General features: G+C 68.7%; 21 protein-coding genes and 2 pseudogenes. 14 read left to right on the top strand and 9 right to left on the bottom strand.

Annotation, left to right across the window (positions count from 1 at the left end):
• Positions 1–51: 51 nt before the first annotated feature.
• On the top strand, positions 52–1,089 hold the full coding sequence (gene gmd / locus ABD655_RS04175) for a GDP-mannose 4,6-dehydratase (RefSeq protein ID WP_344715666.1): 1,038 nt from the start codon (positions 52–54) through the stop codon (positions 1,087–1,089).
• Positions 1,086–2,066: a GDP-L-fucose synthase family protein gene (locus ABD655_RS04170; RefSeq protein WP_344711832.1), complete on the top strand. Its 981-nt coding sequence runs from the start codon at positions 1,086–1,088 to the stop codon at positions 2,064–2,066. Before gmd ends, ABD655_RS04170 begins: the two co-directional genes overlap by 4 nt.
• Here the strand turns inward: ABD655_RS04170 and ABD655_RS04165 are convergent.
• Genes ABD655_RS04165 through istA form a run of 3 tightly spaced genes read right to left on the bottom strand, consistent with a single transcriptional unit; the run spans position 2,042 to position 4,924 of the window.
• Complete coding sequence (locus ABD655_RS04165; protein ID WP_344711830.1) at positions 2,042–2,605, bottom strand: NUDIX hydrolase; 564 nt, start codon at positions 2,603–2,605, stop codon at positions 2,042–2,044. The two genes, ABD655_RS04170 and ABD655_RS04165, sit on opposite strands and share 25 nt — an antisense overlap.
• A gap of 10 nt (positions 2,606–2,615) precedes the next feature.
• The gene (locus ABD655_RS04160) at positions 2,616–3,362 is read right to left on the bottom strand and encodes an ATP-binding protein (RefSeq protein WP_344710375.1); all 747 of its coding nucleotides are present in this window, start codon (positions 3,360–3,362) and stop codon (positions 2,616–2,618) included.
• Entirely contained in the window at positions 3,359–4,924 is a 1,566-nt protein-coding gene (gene istA, locus ABD655_RS04155; RefSeq protein ID WP_344710377.1) for an IS21 family transposase, read from the bottom strand. The genes ABD655_RS04160 and istA overlap by 4 nt, the downstream gene beginning before the upstream one ends.
• Positions 4,925–5,330: 406 nt before the next feature.
• Here istA and ABD655_RS04150 point away from each other — a divergent pair, with 406 nt between their 5' ends.
• The 10 genes from ABD655_RS04150 to ABD655_RS04105 all read left to right on the top strand — a co-directional run bounded on the left by ABD655_RS04150 (position 5,331) and on the right by ABD655_RS04105 (position 17,395).
• On the top strand, positions 5,331–6,659 hold the full coding sequence (locus ABD655_RS04150; protein WP_344711829.1) for a UDP-glucose dehydrogenase family protein: 1,329 nt from the start codon (positions 5,331–5,333) through the stop codon (positions 6,657–6,659).
• Between the two features lie 16 nt (positions 6,660–6,675).
• A complete protein-coding gene (locus ABD655_RS04145) occupies positions 6,676–7,596 on the top strand; it encodes a nucleotidyltransferase family protein (RefSeq protein ID WP_344711827.1) in 921 nt (306 codons plus the stop codon).
• A 178-nt stretch (positions 7,597–7,774) separates the two neighbouring features.
• Positions 7,775–8,536: a response regulator transcription factor gene (locus ABD655_RS04140; RefSeq protein WP_344711825.1), complete on the top strand. Its 762-nt coding sequence runs from the start codon at positions 7,775–7,777 to the stop codon at positions 8,534–8,536.
• A 16-nt stretch (positions 8,537–8,552) separates the two neighbouring features.
• On the top strand, positions 8,553–10,235 hold the full coding sequence (locus ABD655_RS04135; protein ID WP_344711823.1) for an ATP-binding protein: 1,683 nt from the start codon (positions 8,553–8,555) through the stop codon (positions 10,233–10,235).
• Complete coding sequence (locus ABD655_RS04130; protein WP_344711821.1) at positions 10,235–11,326, top strand: hypothetical protein; 1,092 nt, start codon at positions 10,235–10,237, stop codon at positions 11,324–11,326. The genes ABD655_RS04135 and ABD655_RS04130 overlap by 1 nt, the downstream gene beginning before the upstream one ends.
• A gap of 312 nt (positions 11,327–11,638) precedes the next feature.
• Positions 11,639–12,268: a hypothetical protein gene (locus ABD655_RS04125; RefSeq protein WP_344711819.1), complete on the top strand. Its 630-nt coding sequence runs from the start codon at positions 11,639–11,641 to the stop codon at positions 12,266–12,268.
• A 199-nt stretch (positions 12,269–12,467) separates the two neighbouring features.
• On the top strand, positions 12,468–13,364 hold the full coding sequence (locus tag ABD655_RS04120) for a hypothetical protein (protein WP_344711816.1): 897 nt from the start codon (positions 12,468–12,470) through the stop codon (positions 13,362–13,364).
• A 77-nt stretch (positions 13,365–13,441) separates the two neighbouring features.
• Positions 13,442–14,926 (top strand): tyrosine-protein kinase domain-containing protein, encoded by a 1,485-nt coding sequence (locus ABD655_RS04115; RefSeq protein ID WP_344711814.1) that lies wholly within the window; start codon positions 13,442–13,444, stop codon positions 14,924–14,926.
• Between the two features lie 9 nt (positions 14,927–14,935).
• The gene (locus tag ABD655_RS04110) at positions 14,936–16,744 is read left to right on the top strand and encodes a DUF4012 domain-containing protein (protein ID WP_344711812.1); all 1,809 of its coding nucleotides are present in this window, start codon (positions 14,936–14,938) and stop codon (positions 16,742–16,744) included.
• A gap of 99 nt (positions 16,745–16,843) precedes the next feature.
• Positions 16,844–17,395, top strand: coding sequence for a cell wall protein (locus ABD655_RS04105; RefSeq protein ID WP_344711811.1), 552 nt, complete (start codon positions 16,844–16,846; stop codon positions 17,393–17,395).
• 385 nt (positions 17,396–17,780) lie between these two features.
• Here ABD655_RS04105 and ABD655_RS04100 read toward each other — a convergent pair whose 3' ends face one another.
• The gene (locus ABD655_RS04100) at positions 17,781–18,473 is read right to left on the bottom strand and encodes an endonuclease/exonuclease/phosphatase family protein (protein ID WP_344711809.1); all 693 of its coding nucleotides are present in this window, start codon (positions 18,471–18,473) and stop codon (positions 17,781–17,783) included.
• Between the two features lie 658 nt (positions 18,474–19,131).
• Here ABD655_RS04100 and lepB point away from each other — a divergent pair.
• Positions 19,132–19,830 (top strand): signal peptidase I, encoded by a 699-nt coding sequence (lepB, locus tag ABD655_RS04095; protein WP_344711807.1) that lies wholly within the window; start codon positions 19,132–19,134, stop codon positions 19,828–19,830.
• 259 nt (positions 19,831–20,089) lie between these two features.
• Complete coding sequence (locus tag ABD655_RS04090; RefSeq protein WP_344711805.1) at positions 20,090–20,530, top strand: hypothetical protein; 441 nt, start codon at positions 20,090–20,092, stop codon at positions 20,528–20,530.
• Between the two features lie 149 nt (positions 20,531–20,679).
• Here ABD655_RS04090 and ABD655_RS04085 read toward each other — a convergent pair whose 3' ends face one another.
• The 5 genes and pseudogenes from ABD655_RS04085 to ABD655_RS04065 all read right to left on the bottom strand — a co-directional run bounded on the left by ABD655_RS04085 (position 20,680) and on the right by ABD655_RS04065 (position 25,538).
• Positions 20,680–21,519: a universal stress protein gene (locus ABD655_RS04085; RefSeq protein WP_344711803.1), complete on the bottom strand. Its 840-nt coding sequence runs from the start codon at positions 21,517–21,519 to the stop codon at positions 20,680–20,682.
• Between the two features lie 186 nt (positions 21,520–21,705).
• Positions 21,706–22,296 (bottom strand): annotated as a pseudogene (locus ABD655_RS04080) (tRNA pseudouridine synthase A); the annotation flags it as partial.
• 419 nt (positions 22,297–22,715) lie between these two features.
• Positions 22,716–22,935 (bottom strand): annotated as a pseudogene (locus ABD655_RS04075) (tRNA pseudouridine(38-40) synthase TruA); the annotation flags it as partial.
• Positions 22,936–23,020: 85 nt separating this feature from the next.
• Positions 23,021–24,586: a PqqD family peptide modification chaperone gene (locus ABD655_RS04070; protein ID WP_344711801.1), complete on the bottom strand. Its 1,566-nt coding sequence runs from the start codon at positions 24,584–24,586 to the stop codon at positions 23,021–23,023.
• 22 nt (positions 24,587–24,608) lie between these two features.
• Entirely contained in the window at positions 24,609–25,538 is a 930-nt protein-coding gene (locus ABD655_RS04065) for a VanZ family protein (RefSeq protein WP_344711799.1), read from the bottom strand.
• Between the last annotated feature and the right edge of the window lie 133 nt (positions 25,539–25,671).

Genomic DNA, 25,671 nt, shown 5'->3' with positions numbered 1-25,671 from the left:
AGCACAATTCATAATTTATCCGCACAACACACATGAACGGTGGAACTGATTTTGAACAAGCGAGCCCTTATTACTGGCATCACGGGTCAAGACGGCTCTTACCTCGCGGAACTCCTGCTCGGCAAAGGTTACGAAGTGCACGGTCTGATCCGACGTGCATCGACGTTCAATACGTCTCGCATTGACCATCTCTATGTCGACCCTCACGACCCGAGCGCAAAGCTGTTCCTGCACTACGGCGATCTGAGTGATGGCGCGCGTCTCGTGACCCTCCTCGCCGAGATCAACCCGGACGAGGTCTACAACCTCGCCGCGCAGTCGCACGTGCGCGTTTCGTTCGACGAGCCAGAACACACGGCCGACACCACGGGCACCGGGACCATTCGGCTTCTCGAGGCCGTGCGTATGTCGGGTGTTCAGCCCCGCTTCTACCAGGCATCATCGTCCGAGCTGTACGGCGCCACACCGCCGCCCCAGAGCGAGACGACGCCGTTCTACCCCCGTTCTCCGTACGCCGCGGCCAAGCTCTACAGCTATTGGATCACCAAGAACTACCGCGAGGCATACGACATGTTCGCGGTGAACGGCATCCTGTTCAACCACGAGTCACCCCGTCGTGGCGAGACGTTCGTCACCCGCAAGATCACGCGCGCTGTTGCAGCGATCAAGGCCGGCACGCAGGACTACGTCTACATGGGAAACCTCGACTCCGTTCGGGACTGGGGCTACGCGGCCGAATACGTCGAAGGCATGTGGCGCATGCTGCAGGTCGACACCCCCGACGACTATGTGCTCGCGACCGGGGTCGGCATCACCGTGCGCGAGTTCCTCGAGATCTCCTTCAGTCACGCGGGTCTCGACTGGGAGAAGCACGTCCGGTTCGACGAGCGCTATCTGCGACCCACGGAGGTTGATGCACTGATCGGTGACCCGAGCAAGGCGCATGCCGAACTGGGGTGGAAGGCGACCGTCGACGGCCGCCAGCTGGCCAAGCTCATGGTGGACGCGGACATCGAAGCGATCAGCCACGCCGGCACACCGTGGATCGATACCGTCAACCTGGACTCGTGGAAGATGGCGACGGCATGACAGCCGTCGATGGTGTCCAGTACACGCCGAGCGAACTGGACCGCGACGCGACGTTCTACGTCGCCGGGCACCGGGGCCTGGTCGGATCCGCGATCGTCCGCAAGCTCGAGGCATCCGGGTTCGAGAACATCGTCGGCAAGCCGTCGGCAGAACTCGACCTCAAGGATCGCGATGCCGTCTTCGCGTACATGTCCGAGATCAAGCCGAAGTACGTGGTTCTGGCCGCGGCGAAGGTCGGTGGCATCCTCGCGAATTCGACGTACCCCGTCGACTTCCTGAGCGACAACATGCGCATCCAGGTGAACGTGTTGGACGCAGCCCTCGCCAACGATGTTGAGCGAGTCGCGTTTCTCGGGTCGTCGTGCATCTATCCAAAGTTCGCCGAGCAGCCCATTCGCGAGGACTCGTTGCTCACGGGGCACCTGGAGCCCACCAACGATGCCTACGCGATCGCGAAGATCGCCGGCATCCTGCAGACGCAGGCTGTGCGCCGGCAGTACGGGCTTCCCTGGATCTCGGCGATGCCGACCAACCTCTACGGTCCCAACGACAACTTCTCGCCGCAGGGGTCGCACGTCCTACCTGCCCTGATCCGCCGCTACGACGAAGCAGCCTCGGCCAGCGCTGAGGTTGTCACGAACTGGGGCACAGGCACGCCCCGCCGCGAGTTCTTGCACTCCGATGACATGGCCGACGCGGTCCTGCACCTGCTGGAGCACTACGACGGACCTGAGCAGGTCAACGTCGGTACCGGTTCGGACGTGACGATTCGTGAGATCGCCGAGACCATCGCCGGCGTGGTCGGCTTCTCCGGGGAGACGGAATGGGACACTTCCAAGCCGGACGGGACGCCGCAGAAGCTGCTTGACGTGTCGAAGCTGGCGGATGCTGGCTGGCGGTCGAAGATCGGTCTGCAAGAAGGACTCGAACGCACCGTCGCCTGGTATCGCGATCACGTGGGAGCTTTGCGCGAGTAACGGGGTCCCGCACTGAACAGGCGCCCGAGCAGGCGCCCGCACCCCGGCCATAGCGGCTCGGGAAGCTCGTCCAGCGAGAAGTAGGCGAAATCGAGCGCCTCGCCCTGAGGAGTGGGCGCGCCCTCGTGCTCGACGATGAACGAGAGGCCGATCGCATGCTTGCGGGCATCGTCACCGTACGGCGTGCCGTCATCCGGCGCGACCTCGGCCGGAAACCACTGGAACACATCGACGGGCTGCGGCTCGAGCGCCAGCTCGATGTCGATCTGCAGGGTTTCGCGAGCGTGGCGCCTCAGCGCGTCGGCGATGGTCTCACCGCGCTGGATGCGACCCCCGAGGTGACACCACACCTCGCCGTACGGTGAATGCCGCAGGATGAGCCCCACCCGCTGCGCTGCACCTGCATTGCGGGGCGGGCTGACGATGAGTATTCGGACGTTTGAGGGCCAGTGATTATTGCGGTTCGGGGCCAGGGGATATTGCAGTTCAGGGCCAGGCGATATTGCCGGTGAGCGCCAGCCGAGGTGACGGGCGCTCACCGGCGCCGGGTCAGCTGGCGGTGGCGGTGTGTTCGCGCATGTTGGTGCTGCCGGTCTCGATCCAGATGGTGTTGTGCACGATGCGGTCCATGATCGCGTCGGCGTGGACGTCGGAGCCGAGCCTCTGGTGCCAGTCCTTCTTCGCGTATTGGGTGCAGAACACCGTCGAGGTGGTGTCGTAGCGCCGTTCGAGGAGCTCGAGCAGCATGCTGCGGACGTCATCGGCGGGTGGGTCGAGGAGCCATTCATCGATCACGAGCAGCGTGAACGCAGCGTATTTGCGGAGCCATTTCTCCTTCCCGCCGGGCCGATCCCGGGCCGCGGCCCAGGTCTCTTCGAGATCGGGCATGCGGACGTAGTGCGCCCGGTAGCGGTGCTGACAGGCCTGCTTCGCGAGAGCGGATCCGAGGTAGGACTTCCCCGATCCGGTGAACCCTTGGAACACGACGTTCTGCTGCCTCGTGATGAACGCGCAGGTCCCGAGCTGCGCGATCACACCCCGATCGAGGCCGCGCTGCTCTAGCAGATCGAGCCGGCGCAGGTCCGCGTTCGGGTAACGCAACCCCGCGCGCCGGATCAGCCCCTCGACCTTGGAATGGCTGAACGTGGCGTGCGCGTCATCGACGGCGAGCTTGATGCGTTCCTCGAACACCATCCCCAGCGTCAGGGTGTCGTCCTGGACCTCGAACGCGTCGACCAGTGCCGTAACGCGCATCTCACGGAGCTTCCGCTTCGTCTCCGAATCGATGCGGCTCATCGGGTGCCTCCCGCGTAGTAGTCCGCGCCGCGAACATACCCGGCCGGCTCCGCCGTTCTCGCTGGTGTCGACCAGGCGTCACGGGAGTCGGGGTCGTCCTGTCTGGTCTCGAGGATCGGCCGCAGGTGCGCGTAGCGCGGAGACCGAACCCGGGATGTCAAGGCGATCCCGGCGGCGGCTTCGACCCGGGCCGCGGAGTAGCGGCGGGTCAGTCGCAACACCGCCAACGCCGCGTCCAGGCCCTGCTCCTCGACGGGCACGGACTCGAAGATCCGGTTCACCACCGTCGTGGTGTTCACCCCGATCCGGGCCGCCCATTCCCTGACCCGAGCGGCGTCCCATTGCCGGTAGCGAGGGCCGTCAGGTAGGTCACCGTCATGTGTCCGATACTCGTTCACGACGCCGATCGGGGCGAGGACGTGGCTAGTCAGCCGCTGGTCCCCAGCGAAGACCTCGAGCGTGGTGTCGGTGACCCGCAGATCAACACCGCGGCCGATGTGCGGGTAAGGGACGGAGTAGAAGTTCCGCTCCCAAACCACGTGCCCGTTCTTCTGAACCCGGCGCCTATAGACCCACCGGGAGATCTCGAACGGCGTCGCCGGCAACGGCCGCAGCAGCGGCTTCTCCTCCGCCTCGAACACCCCCTGTCGGGAGCCCTGCCGCTTCTGGAACGGCTCAGCGTTGTATGCGGCGACGCGCTGATAGACCGCCGCGCGCAACTCCGGCAAGGTGCCGAACTGCGTGTCGCGGAGGGACGCGATCACCCAGGTCGCGATGTTGCCGACGGTGTTCTCGACACTCGCCTTGTCCTTCGGCTTCTTCACCCTCCCCGGCAGCACCGCCGCCGAGTAGTGCGCCGCGAGCTCTCGATACGCGTCGTTGAGGACCACCTCGCCCTCGGCAGGGTGTTTGATCACCCCGGTCTTCAGGTTGTCCGGGACGACCCGAGGGACGCTCCCGCCGAACCAGTCGAACATCGCAACATGCGCGCGCAACCAGGTGTCCTGCTTCATATCCAGGGTCGGCTCGACGAACGCGAACCGCGAGAACGGCAGACACCCGACGAACACGAACACCCGAGTCTGTTGCCCTGTGGCCGGGTCGGTGAGCTGCATCGTCTTGCCCGACCAGTCGACCTCGACCGTCTGACCCGCCTTGTGGCCGACCCGCGACGCCGCCCCGGCGACGAGGACGTGCTGCTGGTAGGACTTGCAGAACCGGTCGTAACCCATCGCCGGGGACCCCTCGACCCGGCAGGCGTCGAGATACTCGCCGTGCAACAGTTTGAGCGTCACCCCGACCCGAGCCAACTCTCGGTGCATCCTCTCCCAGTCCGGCTGTGCGTAGACGCTGTCGTGCTCACCACGACCCGGGAACAGGCGTGCATAGACCGCCGCCTCCTCAAGATCGGCGATGTCGTCCCAACCCACGTCTTCACGAACAGCGGCGTCGATGACCGCCGCCACGCTCGTGCGCGACATGCCCTGCGCTGCGATCTGCCGCCCCGAGAGCCCCTCCGCCCGAAGCCGGAGCACCAGCTTCGCTCTGATCTTGCGTACCATCCGAATCACTCCTTCTGCCGCGTGATAGGCCACGCGGCAGAAGGAGCCTAGAAACGATGGCCCTCAACCCGAACATCGGGTGGCCCTCACGGACACGAACGCGTCGACGCAAGCCCGGCCCCCGACCTCAATAACGGCGGCCCTCAGAAGACCGAATACTCACTGACGAGAACGAAGTCGACGCAGGCGATCGGCATCGAATGCTCGATCTCGGTGTACAAAGCATCTGGCAGGAACGTCATTCCCCCATTGTGGCCACGCACCCCGGGCCATGACGGGATCGGCAGAAAGACTGAGAGTATGGGAGTTCCGGCCAGGACGCTTTCGGAAACATCCGCCTGGTAAGAAGAGATCGAATCATCGCCGCCAACGGTCGCCGGCATCCCCAGCACATCGAGGAGTTCCCATGCGCCTGTCCGTTATCGGATGCGGTTACCTCGGCGCGGTTCACGCAGCCGCCATGGCATCGATCGGGCACGACGTCGTCGGCATCGACGTCGACGAGCAGAAGGTCGCCACCCTGGCCCGGGGTGAGGCCCCCTTCTTCGAACCCGGTCTGGCGGAGATCCTCACCGAAGGCATCGCCTCCGGTCGCCTGCGGTTCACGACCGACATGGCCGAGGCGCACGGCGCCGACGTGCACTTCGTCGGAGTCGGCACACCGCAGCAGAAGGACAGCCACGCGGCCGACCTCTCCTATGTCAACGGCGCCTTCGACGCGCTGATCCCCTACCTGCGGCCCGGGGACATCGTCGCGGGCAAGTCGACCGTGCCCGTCGGCACGGCCGCCGACCTGGCGGAACGCGTGCACCCGACCGGTGCGACCCTGGTGTGGAACCCCGAGTTCCTCCGCGAGGGCTGGGCCGTGCAAGACACCATCGACCCCGACCGGCTGGTGGCCGGTGTCCCCAGCACGAGATCCGGCGTGCCCACCAAGGACGGCGACCGGGCAGCCGGCATCCTCCGCGAGGTGTACCACCCCGCGATCGCGAAGCAGACGCCGTTCATCGTCACCGACTACGCGACCGCCGAACTGGTGAAGGTCGCCGCGAACGCGTTTCTAGCGACGAAGATCTCGTTCATCAACGCGATGGCCGAGATCGCCGAGGTCACCGGCGCGGATGTGACGCAACTGGCGGACGCGATCGGGCACGATGCACGCATTGGCCGCCGTTTTCTCGGTGCAGGCATCGGCTTCGGCGGCGGCTGCCTGCCCAAGGACATCCGCGCATTCGCCGCGCGCGCCGAGGAACTCGGCCGGGGCGAATCGATCAGCTTCTTGCGCGAGATCGACGCGATCAACCTCCGCCGTCGCGATCGGGCCGTGCAGCTCGTCGTCGAAGCGCTGGACGGGTCAGTGTTCGAGAAGAAGATCACCGTCCTCGGTGCCGCATTCAAACCGCACAGTGACGACATTCGGGATTCTCCTGCTCTCGACGTCGCCGTCCAGCTCCGGGGGCTCGGGGCATCGGTGACTGTTACCGACCCCGCTGCGATCGAGAACGCCAAACGGGTGCACCCGCAGTTGTCGTACGTCGAAGACCGCGACGAAGCCTTGCGGGGCGCGGACGCTGTGATCGTCGTCACCGAGTGGGACGAGTACCGCCGAGAACTCGCTCCTGAGCACGCCGCGACGCTGGTCGAAGGCCGCATCATCGTCGACGGGCGCAACTGCCTCGACTCAGCAGCGTGGCGCGCGGCCGGCTGGACCTATTACGGCATGGGACGCCCGTAGCGGCTACGGTTTCCCTGTGACCGAGCCGCGTGTAGTCCTGCGACTCGACGAAGCCGTAGACCTCGGCCACGCATGGATGCAAGCACTCGCTGACGTCCGCGGCATTCGGGTCCTTTTCATCAAGGGTCCCGCGCTGCACCGACACGGTCTGCGCGATGAGCGCGTCTCCGCCGATGTCGACCTGCTCGTCGAGCCAGTGCGGTTTGCGGAGTTCTGCCAAGCCGTCCTCGAGGTCGGCTGGACGACACGGCCCGGAAACTTCATCAGCCACCGGACGACCCTGCACTCCGAAACCTTCCTGCGTGAAGGATGGCCGTGCGACCTCGATGTGCACGGGTTCTTCCCCGGGTTCCTCGCTCCCCCCGCCGATGTCTTCGACGCGTTGTGGGCGCGCCGTGTGCGGATGGAGTTCGCACACGTGGAGTGCGATGTGCCAGACCGCGTGGGCGGCGCGCTCATCCTCGCCCTGCACTCACTGCGCGGCGCCTCGATTCAGGCTCGTCATGCCGACGAGTTGGAACAGCTGACGCGCGTGGTGCTGACCGAGGACGAACGGATCCAAGTGGCGGACCTGGCTCTCGCGACGGGCTGTGCCGCGACGTTGGCATCGGTGCTGCCCCGACTCGGGGTGCCTGTCGAGGCACCCGTCGCAGAACTTGCGTCGCGGGGGCTGCGCGAGTGGCGCGAACGAGTGGACTCGGGATCACACGGCGCCTACTTCTGGATGCTTGCTCTACGAAGGGCTCCGTGGTGGGAGAAGCCAGCGGTCCTCTGGCGTGCGTTCTGGCCGAGCGGCGCCGAACTCCGCGTTGCGCACCCGGAGATCGACGGGACGCTGCGGTCCGCGATGCGCGCGCGATGGGCGCGGTGGGTGCACGGCGTCACGAGCGCGCCGAAGGCGATGCACGCGATCTTTTCGAACCGACGTCGCCGCTGATTTGTCAGTCGCCTATCGGACCTAATCGCAATTTCGTGACACTTGCGACCCTGAGTCTAAGAACCACTCAAACGGCCTTAGGCTAAAGCTAAGAAAAAGTCCATTCACGTGCGGAGAGGTGAAGCCATGAACGCTTCCATCGTTCGCTTGGGCGCGGACGGCGTTCTTCATCGCTGACATGCCCAACTCCGTCACCCAGCAGACAGCGATCGTCATCGAAGACGATCCCGCCGTGCGCGAGCTTCTGCTCGAGGTCTTCGAAGCAGCGGGCTTCGACGCGACCGGCACCGACAACGGTGTGGACGGAGTCGCGCTCGTGGAGAAGCACCGCCCGCACATCACCACGGTCGATGTCAGCATGCCCGGAATCGACGGGTTCGAGACCGTTCGCCGCGTCCGCGCTCTCAGCGACACCTTCATCGTGCTGGTCACTGCGCGCACCGACGAGTCCGACGTGGTGCTCGGCCTGAGCATCGGCGCGGACGACTACATCACCAAGCCGTTCCGGCCGCGGGAGTTCCGCGCCCGGGTCGAGGCGATGCTGCGCCGACCGCGCCTGGTCGAACCCAGCGACTCGGTCGCACCGACGAGCGCAGCGGGCCTGCGCGAGCACATGCTGAACCACCGCGACCTGTCGCTGGACACCAGCACACGAGTCGTCTATCTCGGAGACGAAGAGGTCTCGCTGACGCGCACCGAATTCGATCTGCTGCAGACACTCCTCGAGTCCGAGCGCCGGCCGCGCTCGAAAGAGGATCTCGCGCTGGTTGCACGCGGCGACCAGGTGGGCGCAGCGTACGTCAGCGACCTCGACAAGCGGGCGATCGAAGTGCACGTGACGAACCTGCGCCGAAAGATCGGTGATTCGGTGACGCAGCCGAAGTACATAGAGACCGTCCGCGGGATCGGCTACCGACTCACCGTCGCAGACGCCCGATGACGCGGCGCGATCCCCGGTGAGTGAACCGGTGCGCAGTGTCGCGCAGACGGAGGCGCGTCCGACGAACGCCCGTCTGACAAGCGTCACCACGGCTGTCCCGAGCCGCTCGCGCTCACGTTCCATCTGGCTGTGGCAACTGTCGCTCGCCGGGGGCGTGGTCACCATCATGATCATCGGCGCGGTCCTCATGCCGTCGATGTTCGCCAGTCCCTTCTTCGTGACCGGCATCCTGTCGATCTTCGCGATCACCGTCGCAACGCTCTCGCTGCCCTGGCATCGACTGCCGTTGCTGGCGGTCGTGGTAATTCCCCTCGCCGACGCGATGGCCATCGGCGTGGTCGTCTTCGACAACGACTCCCGCTTCGCGTACCTCTGGGTGTTCCCGATCGCGTGGGTGGCGACGCACTTCTCGCTCCGCTGGCTCTTGGCCACGCTCGGCATGATCACGGTCTTCATGGCGATCGACGCGACGTTGGAGAACGCGCCGCCGACGAGCGTGCAGCGCATCGTCGTCATCACGATCAGCCTGGGCTTTCTCGGTCTGGCCACGTTCAACGGAGCGCAGCATGCGCGGGCGCTGCGCAGACTGCTGCGCCGTCACTCCGCGCGCCTGCAGACGACCCTCGACCGCGCGCACCGCCAGGCACATCGCACCACCCAGATGTTCAACAGCCTCGACGTCGGTATCGCCCGGATCGACGGCAGCGGCGAAATCGTCAAGGCCAACGACGCCTTCATCGAGCTGTACGCGCTCGACCGCAATGATCTCAACCTTCCGGCCCGGTCGATCGAGTACTACACCGAACGCGGCAGGCCGCTGCCCGCCCACGACCAGCCGCGCACGCGCGCCGCCCGCGGCGATCTGCTCGATGACGAACAGGTGTGGCTGTACGACCCCGACGGCACCTGGCACATCATCTCGGTGTCCACCCGCCCCCTCCCCGCCTCGCCGGGCAGGTCGAGCACGCTGCTGCTCGTTCAGGACGTGTCGGAGATCCACCGCGCGGAGGTCGAGAGGCGCGCCATCCTCGCCGCCGTCTCGCACGAGCTGCGCAACCCGCTGCAGGTCGTCCTCGGGCACACCGAGATCCTGCTCGAGCGCGACGACCTCGCTCCCCGCGTGCGCGCGCAGATCGCCAACATCGATGCCGCCGGCGAGCGCATGCTGCGCATGGTCGGCGAGAACCTCGCGGACGCGCGCGCGAGCACGCACGCGTCGGTCGAGAAGACGCAGGTCGACGTGCGACGCGTGCTCGAGGCATCCATCGAATCCTTCCTGCCCGCGATGAAGCCCGCCGGAATGACCCTCGAACTCAACCTCGTCGAAGACATGGACTGCCTGGGCGACGCGTTCCGCCTGCGCCAGGTGTTCGACAACGTGCTGAACAACGCCGTCAAGTACACCCGCGCCGACGGGAAGGTGACGATCAGCTCGCGGAGCGGTGCCGAGCAGCTGTCTATCCGCTTCGCAGACTCCGGCATCGGCATGGAAGCGGACGAAGTGCCGCACATCTTCGACCAATACTTCCGCGGCCACGCCGCCCGTGAAAGCGGTGCCACCGGCACCGGCATCGGCATGGGCATCGTGCGCGAGATCGTCGAAGATCACGGAGGCACCGTGACGGTCACCTCCGAACCCGGGATCGGAACCACCGTGACCGTGACGCTGGCGCGTCGAACGGCCAACCAGGAGGAATGATGCTCGGACCAAGCCTGACGGTTTCGCACCTGGCCATCGCGACCGTGTGCACTGCCATGATGCTGGGGCTCGGCTTCCTCGCGCGCCCGGGCAAAGCCACGGCGCTGTGGTCGGCGATGTACGTGGTGTGGCTGACCTCCGCCTTCCTCGGAGTGACGGCCGACCTGGTGGACTCCGGCGCACTCTGGCTGGTCGCGGTCGGATTGATCATCTCAGTCCCCGCTTACACGTGGTCGGGCCTGCGGGCGTTCCGCGGGGCGCCCTCCTATGCGTGGATTCCGGTCGCGGTCAGTATCGCGGCCATCGGGATCCTGATCCTCAGTGCGGGTCAACCCGGGTTCCACCTCGTCGGCCGAGCGGTCTTCCTCGCGGGAGCCCTCTTCAACGTCCTCGTGGTGCAGGAGCTGTTCCGCGGCCCCCAGAGAGCACAGGGGTTCACCGTGCCGCTCATCCTCTCTTCCGGTGCGTGGGTCGTCCTGGGTGTCGTCGGCATCTTCGCGGGCGCTCTCAACCTCGCCGAGAACTACGAGCTCCTCACGCAGAGCAACGCCGTCGCCGCGATGATCTACCAGATCGCCGCGCTGGCGACGCTTCTGTTCATGATCCGCGACACTCCTCCGCCCATCGCACCATCGACGACGGCGGCCTTCTACGCGCAGGCGGCCGACCGGCTGGACCGCGCAAAATCCGCCGGTGAGCACACCTGGACGCTGCTGGACATCCGCCTGGACGACGCGGACGAGCTGCGCGCCGCCACCGGCGGCTCCCGCTTCGCCCAGCGCAGCGAACGCTTTCACGAGGCCGTGCGCTCGGCGTTCCCCGCCGAGGCCGATGTCGCCGCGGTGAGCGAGGGACGTGCGCTGGTGCTGGTGTCGCGTACCGCGTCTGCGGTGAGCGCCTCGATCCGCCGTCTGATGACAGACCTCGAAGCCATCGACAAGGACCTGCCCACGGCCCCTCAGGTTTCTGCGAGCATCGGCTGGGCGGACGTCTCGACGGCCGGGTACGAGTTCGAAGGACTGCTCGCCGCCGCCGACGCGCGTGCCGAAGCGGCCGTCGCCGAGGGCGGGGACCGCTGGAAGCGGGACTGACCCGCCCCTCGGTCATCGAGTAGCGCGCAGCGCACCCGCCCCTCGGCCATCGAGTAGCGCGTACGCCTCCCGGTCATCGAGTAGCGCGCAGCGCGTATCGAGATGCCCAGGTGCACCGTTCGTTCGGGCGCGGCCGTGCCCCCGCTTTCTTAGCGAAACCCTAAGCCGTGGGAGCGCTCCCTAAAGGAAGCGCAAGATCGCTTTAAGCACCCGAAGATCGGTATTTCCGGAGAAATGATCATAGAGATGGCGCGGATTGAACGCCCATCCATGCGAGGCTCCGCTGGTCCCTGAGCCGTTTGGGCTCCCCCCGTGAACTTCGATTTCCTCCGCGCCACCGCGCGCTCCGCAGGCACTGATCTCGGCATCCAGACCGCATCCGCCAAGGTGCTCGACCGCCGCCAGATCCTCAAGGCCGGCGCGTGGGCCGCTCCCATCATCGTTCTGGCGACGGCCGCACCCGCCGCGGCCGCGAGCACCGTCGTGCCGGACAAGTCAGCGCCCGCTCCGGCTCCCGCGCCCCCGCAGCCTGCGCAGCCCACGCAGCCCGCCCCGTCCGTGGACTCGCTCCGCTTCAGCAGCACCGCCGTCTGGCAAGGCGGTAACAAGTGGAACGTCGGAACGCCATGGGAGGGCTTTGGCGGCACGCCTGGCCAGGTGGTCGGCAACTTCTGGATCGAGAACCGCAGCGCAGACCAGTCGACAGGCCTGGCGAACAAGGCAACGGCGGTGGTGACCGTCATCGTCACCCGCTCGGACCTGCCCGGCCAGTCGAGAACGTTCACGCACGCGATCCCGTTCAACGAACATGCGTCCGAGAACCCGTTCACCTGGGACAACCCGAACTACGCCTGGAACAAGCCGGTCACCGTCACATTCAACGCGGTCGCATCCGGCTTCAAGCCCGCAGCGCCGGTCACGAACACCGTCGTTCTGGGCTGAATCCCTAAGTTCAGCCACAGCGCCTGAGGTGATGCGCAAGGTTCTCTGAAGTCCCCGAAGATGCCTCGGTCGGGCAACAGGATCAGATCGTTGGTGGGAGTTCCAGTCACCAAAAAGAAGTCGGCCTGGGGGCCGATCTCGGGGGCCTTCTGGGGAGGCCCCCGAGAGTTCTGATCTGACCGAGAACTGGGGTTCCGCTTTGTCGTACGACCTTTCGTCCACCATCACCTCCCAGACCTTCGAGCGCCCTGAGCCGAGGTTCAGCCGTCGCCAGTTGATCAAGGCCGGGGCGTGGGCCGCGCCGGTCATCGTGCTCGCCGCGGCTGCGCCGGCCGCCGCGGCGTCGCCAACGACGATCACCGCAGCGGCGATCGTCGCATCGGTTCCGAACGCGCGGGCAGTATCGCCGAGTACGGTAACGGTGGACTTCGCATCGGTCTCCTACAACTACACCGCGTGGGCTCTGACCGGCGAACACAATCAGACGGCCGGTCCCGCGACCGCGAGCGTCAATTGGCGGGTAGGGCTCAGGAATATTTCGGACGGGTCCCTTTACGCGTACTTCCCAATCGGCTCGGCAAACGCAACTTCCAGGACCGACGCAATTGCGATGTACGCTGCCGCTGAGGTCGGGGCTGCGTCGCTGACGGGGGTTCCAGCCGGTGAATACCAGGTCGTGGTAGAAGTCGTCTCGGTTAGCTATCCGGCGAGCCCCGTCAACGGCGTGGCGTTCGCGTCGAATGGCTTCACCGGCAATCCGGTGCTCGTCACGATCGCCCAAACTCCTTCGCCCCCGCCGGGGCCGGCGACAACCTCCCTAGCAATCGCCAGGGTCAAGAAGGGCGAAAAGGCACACAATGTGACGCTGACCCTGAGTGGGGATCCGGGCACGGTGGTCAACATCGGAGTAGGGAGCTGGAACGTGACCTGGGACGCGCCGATGCCCCCCAGTGCGACCATCGGATTGAATCGCACGGCGACGGCAAGCGCAGTCGTCAGGGCATCGTTCAACTACGCAGGCGGATTTAACCTCTCGCTCGCATCCGACGCGAAGCTGAGCAAATCGCAATTCAACGAACAAGTGGTTCCGGCTTAGCGGAAGCCGCCTGCCGCGCTGCGCGAACGGGCACGCACAGCCCTACCGGTAGTCTTCAGAGGAACTGAAGGAGCCGGATGGAACTGCGCGACTACCTGCGAATCCTGCGGGCACACTGGCTCGGCATCCTGCTCCTCACCCTCCTCGGTGTCGGTGTTGCGGCGGGCTGGACGGCGCTGCAGCCACGGGTTTACACCGCCAGCTCGAGCGGCTACGTGTCCTCGGGCGGCGGCGGATCCGACGTCGGTTCGTCGCTGGTCGGCGACCAGCTCGCGCGCAGCAAGGTCACCTCGTACATAGACATCGGCTCGTGGCGCACGGTGGCCGAGTACGCGATCGACGAGCTCGGGCTGCAGACCTCGCCCGAAAGTCTCGTGACCAAGGTCGACGTCTCCAATCCCCTCGACACCGTCGTCATTCACGTGTCGGCATCCGCCTCATCACCCGAGGGCGCGCGCGACCTCGCCGAGGCGTGGATCCGCGGCATGGTCGCCGAGATCGACAACATCGAAGGCGACGGCTCATCGGGATCGGCCGCAGTCAGCCTGATCCCGGGCGATTCCGCACGACTGCCGGGCGGCCCGTCGTCCCCGAACGTGCGACTGAGCCTCGCGCTCGGAGGACTCGTCGGCCTCGCCCTCGGCATCGGGTACGCCGTCATCCGTCACGTCCTCGACCGTCGCGTGCGTGATCCGCGCGACATCGAGCGCGAGACGGGCGTCTCGGTGGTCGGCACGCTGCCGCTCGACAAGGAACTGGCCGCCCACCGCCAGATCCTGGACTTCACCTCGGCCGGCGCCGGCCCCACCGCGATCGCCGAGGCGATGCGCGAGCTGCGGACGAACCTGCAGTTCATGGACGTCGACAACCCGCCGCGCGCGATCGTGGTCACCAGCCCCCTGCCCGGCGACGGCAAGTCGACGCTCGCGGGCAACCTCGCCGTCAGCCTGGCCGCAGCGGGCCAGAAGGTCATCCTCGTCGACGCCGACCTGCGCCGCCCGATGGTCGCGTCGCTGTTCGGCCTGCCCGAGGGCGCCGGACTCACCGACATCCTCGCCGGCCGCGCCCAGATCGCCGACGTCCGGCATACGGTCGACCCGTCGGGCAACCTCGTCGTCATCGCCGCCGGCCGCATCCCGCCGAACCCGAGTGAGGTGCTCGGCTCCAACCGCATGCGCGACCTCATCCGTAGCCTCGGCGAGTCCGCGCTGGTCATCATCGACTCTCCGCCGCTGCTGCCGGTGACGGATGCCGCGATCCTCGCCAACCTCGCCGACGGCGCGCTCATCGTGGTCAGCGCCGGCAAGACCACCTACGACATGCTGCACAAGGCCACCGCGAACCTCGAGAAGGCCAGCGCCCGCGCGCTCGGCATCGTGCTGAACCGGGTGCCCAAGCGCGGCGCGCAGGCGATGTACTACGGCTACCAGTACCACGGCGAATACGCCTCGACCGAGCCTGCGGCCGTCACCCCTGACGAGCCGGCCCTGGTCGGGCCCGGCCAGCCGGCGCTGCGTCGCTCGAGCCTGCGCCGACGGGGAACACTCGGCGACCCCGCCTAGGCTGGTTCGGTGACCTCTTCCGCGAATCGCTCGTCCTCCCGCGATCGCGGACCTCTCCGCACCGGAGGAATCATCTTCGCCTCGGTGCTCGGCGCCCTGCTGCTGATCGCTGTGATCGCGACGATCTGGGTCGGCGCGCGCGGCGCGATGGCCTACGGACACCTGCGTGACGCGCAGGCCGCGGCCGCCGATGTCCGCGCCACCCTCACCGACCCGGCTGCCGCCTCTGGCGCGATCGACAGCATCGCCGCCGAGACCTCGGCCGCCCACGCGCTGACCAGCGACCCGGTGTGGCGGGCCGCCGAGACACTCCCCTGGGTCGGACCCCAGCTGGCCGCGTTCGCGACGGTCGCGGCATCCATCGACGATGTCGCCGGAACCGCACTGACCCCCCTGGCCGAGGTCGCCTCCACGTTCTCGGTCGACGCGCTGCGTCCCGTGGATGGGCGCGTCGACCTGTCCGGCTTCGTGGCGATTCAGGATGCCGCGGCGACGGGCGCATCCGGGATCGATCGCGCCACGGCATCCGTCGATTCGATCGATCGCACCCCCCTGCTGGCTCCTCTGCGCACTGCCGTCGACGAGGTCTCGGCGCTGCTGCGCGAGACCCGCGACGGCACCGGCGCGCTGGCCCGGGCGACCGTGCTGCTGCCCGCGATGCTCGGCGCCGAAGGCCCGCGCGATTACCTCGTGCTGTTCCAGAACAACGCGGAGTGGCGCTCGCTCGGCGGCATTCCGGGCGCGATGGCGGTCATCCACACCGACGGCGGCGCGATGACCCTGGCCGGCCAGGAGTCCTCGTCGGACTACCCCAAGTACGACACGTCGGTGCTGCCGCTCGAGCCCGAGGCCGAGGCCATCTACGGACAGCGGCCGGGCCGGTGGATTCAGAACGTCACGCAGATCCCGGACTTCACCGTCTCGGGTGCACTCGCCCGCGAGATGTGGGCGCGCGAGCACGGCGGACAGCAGGTCGACGGCGTCCTCTCGCTCGACCCGGTGGCCCTGTCGTACCTGCTGCAGGCGACCGGCCCGGTGACCCTGCCGACCGGCGATGTGCTGACGGCCGAGAACGCGGTGCCGCTGCTGCTGAACGAGGTGTACCAGCGCTACGAGCGCCCCGCCGACCAGGACGACTTCTTCGCCGCCGCCGCGGCATCCGTCTTCTCCGCCCTGTCCGCGGGCGGGGTCGACCCGGCCGCGCTCGTCTCGGCGCTCGCGCAGGCCGGCGACGAGCACCGGCTGCTGATCTGGAGCGCGCACCCCGACGATCAGGCCGTGCTGGACGGCACGACTCTGGCGGGCCGGCTTCCGGCGACGGATGCCGAGGCCACCCGATTCGGCGTCTACCTGAACGACGGCACCGGCTCGAAGATGGACTACTACGTCGCCGCGGACTCGACCGTCGCGTGGAACGAGTGCGTGATCGGCAGCGCGGGCACCGCGAGCGGGACCGCCACCCTGTCGGTGACGGTGACCAGCAATGCACCGGCGGATGCCGCGAACCTGCCCTCGTACATCACCGGCGGCGGAAGCTTCGGTGTGCCGGGGGGAATCGTCCGGACCATGGGCTACCTCTACCTGCCCGAGGGCGCCGAGCTGCTGGATGCGACGATCACCGGCGACCTCGGTTTCGGAGGCGGGATGCACGACGGCCGCCGCGTACTGACGTTCAACGTCGACCTCGCGCCGGGCGCGTCGGCGACCGCGACGGCGACCGTTCGCGCACCCGCGGGATCGTCGCCGCAGCTGCTCGTGGAGAGCACGCCGACCATCGCCCCGACCCCCATAGTTGCCGATACCTGCGGGGCGCCGTAGTCTAGTCCTACTGGCACCGCAGCTTTGGCTGCCGGTGCCATCGTCTTGATGCCGACCGCTCCGCACTCGATGCCGCCCCCCGCACCGCGAGAGAGATCCATGAAGCACCCCGTTCGCACCGTTCTCGCCGCTTCGGCTTTCGTCGCGTTGGCTGTTCTGGCGGTTCCGTCCGCGGCATCCGCCAATGCGATCTACCCTCCGTCGGGGTCGTGCACCGTCTCGCCCGCCACCCCCGCGGCCGGTGAGACCGTGCGGTTCCAGTGCTCGGCCGAGACGTTCTCGCCGAACGAGCCCGTCACGATCACCGTCACGGGTGAGAACGGCGCCGGAGCCGCGATCGGCATGATCAAGTTCGCGATCACCACCGCCAGCGGCACCTCGACCTCGACCGACGTGGGCGCGCTTTCGGCCGTGCCGATCACGCTGCCCTCGAACGCGAGCGGCACCTACAACATCGCCGCGGTCTCGCCGACCTCGGCCGGCAGCACCGCCGCCGCGACGATCAGCAGCGACGGCAGCGGACTGCCCACGACGGGCCTGGACAGCGCCTCGCTCACGGGTCTGTGGATCGGCGGAGGCGCGCTCGTGCTCGCCGGCGCCGCGCTCGGCGTGACCGCGATGGTCCGCCGGTCGCGCAGGAACGCGGACTAGGGGTTCGTCGGTTCGGCGGGGGCGGTTCGCGGGCTTCGTGCGGGCCGAGCGTCAGCTTGGGGTCGTCGGGGATTCGTCCGAGGTTTTTCGGGTCCGTCGGGGTTCTTCGAGGCTTCGTCCGGCTTCGTCGCCTGCGGCCGGGGGGTTGTCAGGGCCGAGCGTCAGCTTGGGGTCGTCGGGGCTTCGTCCCGGTTTTTCGGGTTCCGTCGGGGTTCTTCGGGGCCGAGCGTCAGCTTGGGGTCGTCGGGGCTTCGTCCGAGGTTTTTCGGGTCCGTCGGGGTCCGTCGGGGTTCTTCGGGTCCGTCGGGGTTTTTCGGGTCCGTCGGGGTTCTTCGGGTCCGTCGGGGTTCTTCGGGTTATTCCGCGGCTTCGTCCGACCGGAGTGTCAGGCCGCGTTCGCCGCGGTCTGGGCCGTGATGTTCGTGGTCACGAGGATCGGCAGGTGGTCGCTGAGGCCCTGCGGAAGCGTCCGGACGCGGTCGATCGTGAACCCGACCGAGGTCGCGAAGTCGTAGTGCCCGCGGAAGAAGCGGTACCGCGTATACGTGCGCGAGTCGCTGAGGTTGAGCTCGTAGCCGTGCTCGCGGATCTTCTGCCCCAGGTTCTCCTTGAAGACGGGGTAGTTGTAGTCGCCGACCATGAGTACCGGGAGCCCCTCGCCCAACGTCTGCAGCTCGGTCAGCGCGGTGCGGATCTGGTGGCGGCGGAGTGAGTTGAGGGCCGTGAGGGGTGCGGCGTGGAAGGATCCGACGATCACGTCGCGGTTCTCGTCGATGTCGTGGAGTCTGACCCCCAGCATCCGCTCTTCCGCCGGTTTGAGGACGCGGTCGTGCATGGACTTCTTGAGCGCCATGGAGCGGACGTCGACGAGGCGGAAGGTGTTCTCGCGGTAGTAGACGGCGAGGCCGAGGCGGTTGCGCGAGGTCGCGTTGGCGAGGCGGAGACCGCCGATGTTGTCGGGCATGCTCGTGGTGTCGCACTCCTGCAGGCAGAGCACATCGGCGCTGTAGCGGGACACGAGAGCCGCGAGCTCGCCCGCCGCGCGGTGCTTGCGCAAGTTGTAGGAGATCACCTTCATAGCCGTCCCAGCCTATGACGCGAAGGATTCGCGGGGATGCACCCTTGACAATCGCTTGTGAAGTTCCCAGCCGGGTTCCAGGGCGTGGGTCGCTGGGGGGGTGGTGACGCGGGTCGCGGGGGTGGCGTGGGTCGCGGGGGGGGTGGTGCCGTGGGTCGCGGGTGCGGTGCGGGTCGCGGGTGCGGTGCGGGTCGCCGGGTGCGGTGCCCCGGTTTCTGGTCCCCAGCTCGCGAGAGCGCATGTCGCGGCTCGCGAGAGTGCACGTCGCTGCTCGCGAGAGTGCATGTCCTCGCTCGCGAGAGTGCATGTCGACGCCCACGGACGTGGTCACTCACCGTCGGCCCCCACCCTCGGCATCCCGCACGTGCACTCTCGACGGCCCGGACACGCACCCTCGGCAGCAGGAAGATGCACCCCCGGCGGCCCGGACACGCACCCTCGGCAGCAGGAAGATGCACCCCCGGCGGCCCGGACACGCACCCTCGCGAGCAGTGACACGCACCCTCGGCAGCCCGGACACGCACCCTCGGCAGCAGTGACACGCACCCTCGGCAGCCCGGACATGCACTCTCGGCAGCAGGGACACGCACTCTCGGCAGCAGGGGGCCGCGGCATCCGCTCGTCCGGCCACGGCCGCGCTACCGGGTACCGTGAGGACGTGCCCCAGACTCCCTCCCGCCCGCGGTGGCGGCGCGTCGCGGGGAGCCCGTGGTTTCACCTGGTCGCGGCGTTCGTGCTTGCGGGCCTGGTGCTCAGCTTCGTCGCCAAGCCGTACTGGGTGCCGTCGGGATCCATGGAGACCACGCTCGAGCCGGGCGACCGCGTGCTCGTGAACCGTCTCGCGTACGTCGGTTCCTCCCCCGGATCCGGCGACGTCGTCGTCTTCGACGCGGGGCCGGAGTGGGACATCGCTGCGGCTGCGGCATCCGATCCCCTTCGCGGAGCCCTGCGATGGATCGGCGAGGTCACCGGCTTCGGACCCTCCGGCGCCCACACCCTCATCAAGCGGACGATCGGCACCGCCGGCCAGACGGTCGCGTGCTGCACCGACGAGGGACGCCTGACCGTCGACGGCGCACCCCTCGACGAACCGTACGTGACGAACGACTTCGCGTTCGAGCCCGGAACCCTCGACTGCACCAGCACACCGCGGTCGCCGCGCTGCTTCGACGCGGTGACGGTGCCGGCGGAATCGCTCCTGCTGCTCGGTGACAACCGCGGCAACTCGTCGGACTCGGCCGCGTTCTGCCGCAGCGACGATGCCGCGCCGACGTGCTGGCGCTGGGCGACTCGGGCGGACGTGGTCGGCAAGGCCGCCGTCGTGTTCTGGCCCGTCCCGCGGTGGAACGTTTTCTAGATCGGATGCCGCGACAGCGACATGCACTCTCGGCAATCGGACATGCACTCTCGGCAGTAGGGACATGCACTTTCGACGGCGGGGAGATGCACCCTCGGCGGCCGCAGGCAGCAGGTAGCAACCGGCAGTCGGACACCGGATGCCGCGGCCGAACCCGTAGATCCGCCGACGAATCTGCCCGACAATGTACGAAAGCCGCGTATGCCGACTCCTTCATGGGGACAGGACCGACGACAGGGGCAACCGAATGTCAATGAGAATGACGCACCCGACGCGCGCCGCGCGCGTTCGCTCACGGCGGCTCGAGATCGCGACCACCGCGAGCCCGGCACGTACCGCCGATTCCAGCACCGCGGGACCACGACACTCGCTCGCCGAGGCGGTCGACACCGCCGGTCAGGCGCGGATCGACGCCGAACGCGCGCTGCGCCGCAGCGAGATCGAACGGGACCGCGCCGGGCGGGCGCTTGAGTTGAACCTGCCTCCGCGGATCGACGAGGCCGAGCGGGCTCGCCTGCGGGCTGTGCACGCGGATGCCGCGAGCCACGTCCACATCGCCCGCGAAGCACTCGACCGCGCTCGCGACATCGAGGACGCCGCCACCCTGATCCGCGACAACGCCGCCGACGACGGCAGCCGGGTCAGTCAGGACCTCGCCGAGAGCCTGCTGCGATTCGTCGAGTCACGAGACGAAGCCTGAGTTCTGCAGCCAGACCGCGGTCACGCATCCGGGGTCCCCGCGCAGACCCACCGGCGCCGGACCGCGGTCGCGCACCCCGGGTCCCCGCGCACACCCACGCGACCGCAGCGCCGGCGCACACCCGACCGCCCCGGCCCCGCCGACCCGCCTCAGCGCACGATCGCCGTGATCGTGGCGAGGCGCGACAGGACCTCTTCGCTGATCGATCCGAGCAGGAAGCGCGCGACCGCCCCGCGGCCGTGCGAGCCCAGCACCGCGAGGCGAGCGGACTCCGCGATCCGGTTGAGGACCGCCGACGGGTACCCCTCCTCGACGTGCTTGATGACCGCCAGATCCGGATAGTCCTGCCGCAGCCCGGCCACCGACAGGGCGAGCGCCTCCTCGGCCAGAGCCTGCATGTTGCGCAGATAGTCGTCGGGATACACACCCGGATTATGCGGAGTCACGATCGGCGACCACACGGTGGCGACCGTGAGCGTCTCGCCCATCCGGTCCGCCTCGGCCGCGGCGAAGGCGATCGCGCGCTCGGACACGTCCGATCCATCGGCCCCGACCAGCACACCGGACCTCCCGGACACGTCGACATCGGGAACCACGACCACCGGGCAGCGCACCCCCGACGCGATGCGCACGCCGTGGGCACCGCGCTCGGGCCCGGAATCCGGGCCGCGATAGTCGCTGCCGATCACCAGGAGCGCGGCATCCGATGAGGCATCGATCAGCCGCTTGACCGGGTTGCCGCGCTCGACCCGCACGGTGGCGACAACGCCGCGCTTCTCGATACGCAGCGCCTCAGCCTCGAGCATCTGCCGGCTCGTGTCCATGGCCTGCTCGATGACCGCGCGCTCGCCGACCGCACCGACCGCTCCGCCCACGACCGAAATGAGCTCGAGGTCCTGGCGCCGGTCCGCCGCCCGCTGCACCGCCCACTCGAGGGCGCGGCGCGAGACCGGCGCCTCGGTGATTCCTACGACAATCCTGTTCGTCACGTTGTCCCCCTCACCCTCAACCTACTGGAAGGCGCGTGCTCGGGCGGTGCGGGTCCTTCGAAGGATGATCGGATGCCGCGGCCCGGCGGGCCGGGCGCGCGAGGTTCCGCGGCCCAGCGGGCCGGGCGTGCGAGGTTCCGCGCCCGGCGGGCCGGGCGTGCGAGGTTCCGGGCCCGGGCGTTCAGCTCACTCGCGGTCGCGCCGTGCGCGAGTCTGCGCGGCACGCGCCGCGAGGAGTTCGTCGGAGGGATAGCCGACCTCGGTGAGGGCCAGCCCGCGCGCGGCGATCACGGTGAAGTCGCTGGTGCGCTCACCCTCGTCGCGGATATCCGTCACGTCCTCGACGTCCAGCCGACCCTGCCCCACCGCGACGCACGCGCCGACCAGAGCGCGCACCATGCTGTGGCAGAAGGCGTCGGCTTTGACGTTCGCGACCAGGACGCCCTCGGCATCCCGCTGCCAGTCGAACTCGAGCAGGGTGCGGATGGTCGTCGCCTTCTCGCGGGGTTTGCAGTATGCCGCGAAGTCGTGCAGGCCGATGAGGGATCGGGCCGCGGCATCCATCGCGTTCTCGTCCAGGTGTCCGCGGACGGTGGTGGTGCGGTGCCGTTCGAGGGGATCGTAGCCCGTCGTCGCGTCGGCGATGCGGTACGAGTAGCGGCGCCAGACGGCCGAGAAGCGGGCATCGAAGCCGTCGGGCGCGAGGGACGCGTGATGCACCGCGACGTCGGAATACGAGCCGACGACGCCGCGCACGCGCGCCGCTAGTTTCGCGGCGGCGGCGGCGAGAGCGGGGTCGGCGGCCGCGGCGGCGGCGGCGAGAGCGGGGTCGGCGGCCGCGGCGGGACGGGGTGTTGGGTCGGCGCCGGGTGCCGCGGCCCCGCCGTGCACAACGTCGCTCATCCGCTCCGGGACGCCTACGGCACCCCGCTGGAGGCGGCCCGCAGCCCGCGGATCAGCGACGTTGTGCGCGCGGGCAGCGTCGGCCTCGGCGTGGGGGGCGCGACCAGCGTCGGCCGCGGCGTCGGGACTGGAGGTTGGGTCGGAGCCGGGTGCCGCGACCCCGCCGTGCACAACGTCGCTCATCCACTCCGGGACGCCGGCGATACCCTGCTCGGGGCGGCCCCCAGCATCCGGATCAGCGACATTGTGCACACCGGCACCGGCGGCCTCGGCCCCGCTGACTCTGCTCCGGCGCAGCCGGGCGATCTGAGCCGCGTCGAGGTCGACGTGCGCGACCTGACCCGTCGCATGGACTCCGGCATCCGTTCGGCCGGCGACAACGAGCGAGGCCTTGCCGCCGAGGATCCGCTCCAGCGCACCCTCGAGGGTCCCCTGCACGGTGCGCAGGCCGGGCTGGACCGCCCATCCTCGAAAGTGCGTCCCGTCATAGGAGATGTCGAGCCGGATGCGCACCCGCCCAGTTTAGATGCGGCCCGCGGTGGCGCCGTATCCGGAACTCTATGCACCGGCAACAGGTTCCGGAACACGCAACGGGAAGCTATTGCGCCTGCACCAGCCGCGACTCGACCAGCCCTGCGACGAACGCCTGCACCTGCCCCGCGACCTCGGCCGCGGCATCCATCCCCGCTGCCTCCGTCGCGCGCGCGACGAGCTGTGTCATCGTGACCGGATCCTCCAGCCACTCCCAGATCACCGCGGCCGACCCGGTCAGCGCGGCGGGCTGCGCGAGCTGCGCGTCGGGCCCGGGGCTGAGCGGCAGCGCGACGATGCGGTCGCCGCTGTCTACCCACGCGACGTCCTTGCGGCGCAGGTACACGGGTTCATCGGAGGTGAGCAGGCCGGCATCCAGCAGCTGACCGACCGCAACGAGCACCGCGGCCCCGGCATCCGATCCCTCGGGTTCGTCGTAGGCGGCGACCGCGGCATCCACCAGCTGCGCGAACGTGGCGCCGTGGGCCGCGCGCCACACGGCCGGCGCGATGCCGCCGAGCACGGTGACGTACCCGCGCCCGTCCGCTCGCACGGTGAGGATGCCGGCGCGATCGGGATCCTCGAGCGCCACCTCGTCGGCGACATCCACGCGTGAAAAGCGGGGCTCGTGGGCTGGACCCGCCCGTGACTCCGCGACGTCCGAGCGGGGTCCGTCCACCGACGCCGGCTGCGTCTCGTCCGCCACGGCACGTCGCGCGTCGTCCGCGACACCGCCCCGCGCCGCGTCCGCGACACCGCCCCGCGTCACGTCCATCGACGCCGGCTGCGTCTCGTCCGCCACCGCATGTCGCGCGTCCGCGACACCGCCCTGCGCCCCGTCCACCGCCGCCGCAGCCCGGTGCGTGATCACCGGCGGCAGCACGATCGGGGCCGCCGGGCGCGCCAGCTCCGCGATCACCGCGGGAAGACTCGTCGCCTCGCGGTACTTCACCGTGCGGATGCCGCCGGTCGCCGCCGCGAGCGCCGCGATGAACCGCAGTCCGGCCGCCTGGTCGTGCAGAAAACTCGTCTGCGACACCAGGTCGCTCATCGCGTCGCCGACGTCGGTGACCTCGACGACAGGCTGCTCCGGATGCCGCTCATCCCGGTCCAGCAGCACGACAGCCGCGACGCGCAGCTCGGCATCCGGCAGCGGCTGCAGCCCGAGCGCGGACGGCGGCAGCTGCGTCTTCGGAGCCTCCGGATCCTCGATGACCGAGAGCGGCTTGCGATACGGCCACACCCGCCCGTCGGCGTCGATCGCGACGGTCTCGTCCGAGACGTATCCGTACACGGCGCCGAGCGCGCGCGACGCGGTGGTCTTGCCCCGACCGGACGGCCCCACCATCACCACGACGCACCCGTCCGCCGTCGCGACGCCGGCCGCGTGCAGCATCCACGCCCGCCCGCGCGCGGCCTCGATCGCCGCCAGCGTCACCTGCTGCGAAAGGTCCGAGAGCATCTGCGCGCGACCTGCACCGCCGGGCGTGACGGTCGCGATCGGTGCGGCCGCGGCATCCGCTGCCGCATCGCCCCACGCGGCACGCACGGCCGCCTCGTCACCCTCGTCGAGCCCGCTCAGGTCGATCGCGATGCACGAGCCGACGGCGTCGACGAGCAGAGTACGGGGCACACCGGAAGTGTACGTCGACCTGTTATCGCTGGACGTCGCCCGGCAGGGGCGGTTTCGGCGGGATCCGAACGGACGGGATGGTGTCGCCCGCGGTGGGCGTCGGGGTGCGCTTCGTGCTCTTCGACGGGATGCTGTCGCCTTCGGCCTGCGACTGGGCAGGCATCGTGCGCACCGGCCGGGTGGTGTCGCTCTCGGGCTGCTCCCGAAGCGGCAATGTGCTCTTCGGCGGGATGCTGTCGCCCTCGGCCTGCGGGGCCGGCGGTGGCGGCACCGGCACGGTGATGTCGTGTTCGGTGGGCGGCGGGGCCGGCGGGATGCGCTTCGGCGGGATGCTGTCGTGCTCGGGCGGCGGCGATGCGGCGAGCGCCGCGCCAGACCTAGGGGGACGCGATGCGGCGAGCGCCGCGCCGGTCGGGCGCGGAGGCCGGGGTGGCACGAGCGGCAGCGGCGGAACGGGAGGGGGGAGGAAGCCGAGGGTCGCCCAGGCATCCGTCGGGTTGTCGCGCTGCGGCATCCGACCCGCCGGAAGACGCGCGGGACGGGCGCGGCGGTATTCGACGAAGGCGACGATCAGCATGCCGATGCATGCGCCGGCGGTGTTCGCGATGATGTCGAGGGTGCTGGGAGTGCGCTTGTCCAGGAGCAGGCCTTGGGCGCATTCGATCGCGACGGTGACGACGATCGCGACCGGAAGGATCAGGTACCGGCGCCGCAGGATCAGCATGAGCAGCACACCGAGCGGCACGAACAGCAGGATGTTCGCGGAGAACTCGATGCGCGCGTACGTGAGCGCCGGGATCACCTGGGTGATCGTGCGCAGGAAGGGTCCGGCGCCGCTGTCGACCGGGACCGGCCAAAGCGCGATGATCGCGAGGGTGACCGCGTAGACGGTCAGCACGAGGCGCGCGCGGGTGCGCCGGGTGGTGCGGGGAGCGGATTCAGCGGAGGTCATGCGGGCCTTTCAGTCGGACGCCGCAACGCTGATGCGTGGGCCAGAGCTTACCCGACCCTCCTGAGCGGGGTCGGGGGTTTTTGGGGTGGGCGCGCGCTCGCTGGGTGGCGCGTGCTTGCTGGCTGCGGCGCGC

The organism is Microbacterium terregens (assembly GCF_039534975.1).
GTDB lineage: Bacteria > Actinomycetota > Actinomycetes > Actinomycetales > Microbacteriaceae > Microbacterium > Microbacterium terregens.
The sequence above is the reverse complement of the archived record's forward strand: the minus strand, read 5'-3'. Positions and strand labels throughout refer to the sequence as shown.

Coding starts and splice junctions, on each gene's coding strand:
- ABD655_RS04130 (WP_344711821.1), top strand. CDS start 10,235: ATGCTCGGACCAAGCCTGACGGTTTCGCACCTGGCCATCGCGACCGTG.
- ABD655_RS04105 (WP_344711811.1), top strand. CDS start 16,844: ATGAAGCACCCCGTTCGCACCGTTCTCGCCGCTTCGGCTTTCGTCGCG.
- ABD655_RS04090 (WP_344711805.1), top strand. CDS start 20,090: ATGACGCACCCGACGCGCGCCGCGCGCGTTCGCTCACGGCGGCTCGAG.
- ABD655_RS04160 (WP_344710375.1), bottom strand. CDS start 3,362: ATGAGCCGCATCGATTCGGAGACGAAGCGGAAGCTCCGTGAGATGCGC.
- ABD655_RS04065 (WP_344711799.1), bottom strand. CDS start 25,538: ATGACCTCCGCTGAATCCGCTCCCCGCACCACCCGGCGCACCCGCGCG.
- istA (WP_344710377.1), bottom strand. CDS start 4,924: ATGGTACGCAAGATCAGAGCGAAGCTGGTGCTCCGGCTTCGGGCGGAG.
- ABD655_RS04115 (WP_344711814.1), top strand. CDS start 13,442: ATGGAACTGCGCGACTACCTGCGAATCCTGCGGGCACACTGGCTCGGC.
- ABD655_RS04140 (WP_344711825.1), top strand. CDS start 7,775: ATGCCCAACTCCGTCACCCAGCAGACAGCGATCGTCATCGAAGACGAT.
- ABD655_RS04150 (WP_344711829.1), top strand. CDS start 5,331: ATGCGCCTGTCCGTTATCGGATGCGGTTACCTCGGCGCGGTTCACGCA.
- ABD655_RS04100 (WP_344711809.1), bottom strand. CDS start 18,473: ATGAAGGTGATCTCCTACAACTTGCGCAAGCACCGCGCGGCGGGCGAG.
- ABD655_RS04170 (WP_344711832.1), top strand. CDS start 1,086: ATGACAGCCGTCGATGGTGTCCAGTACACGCCGAGCGAACTGGACCGC.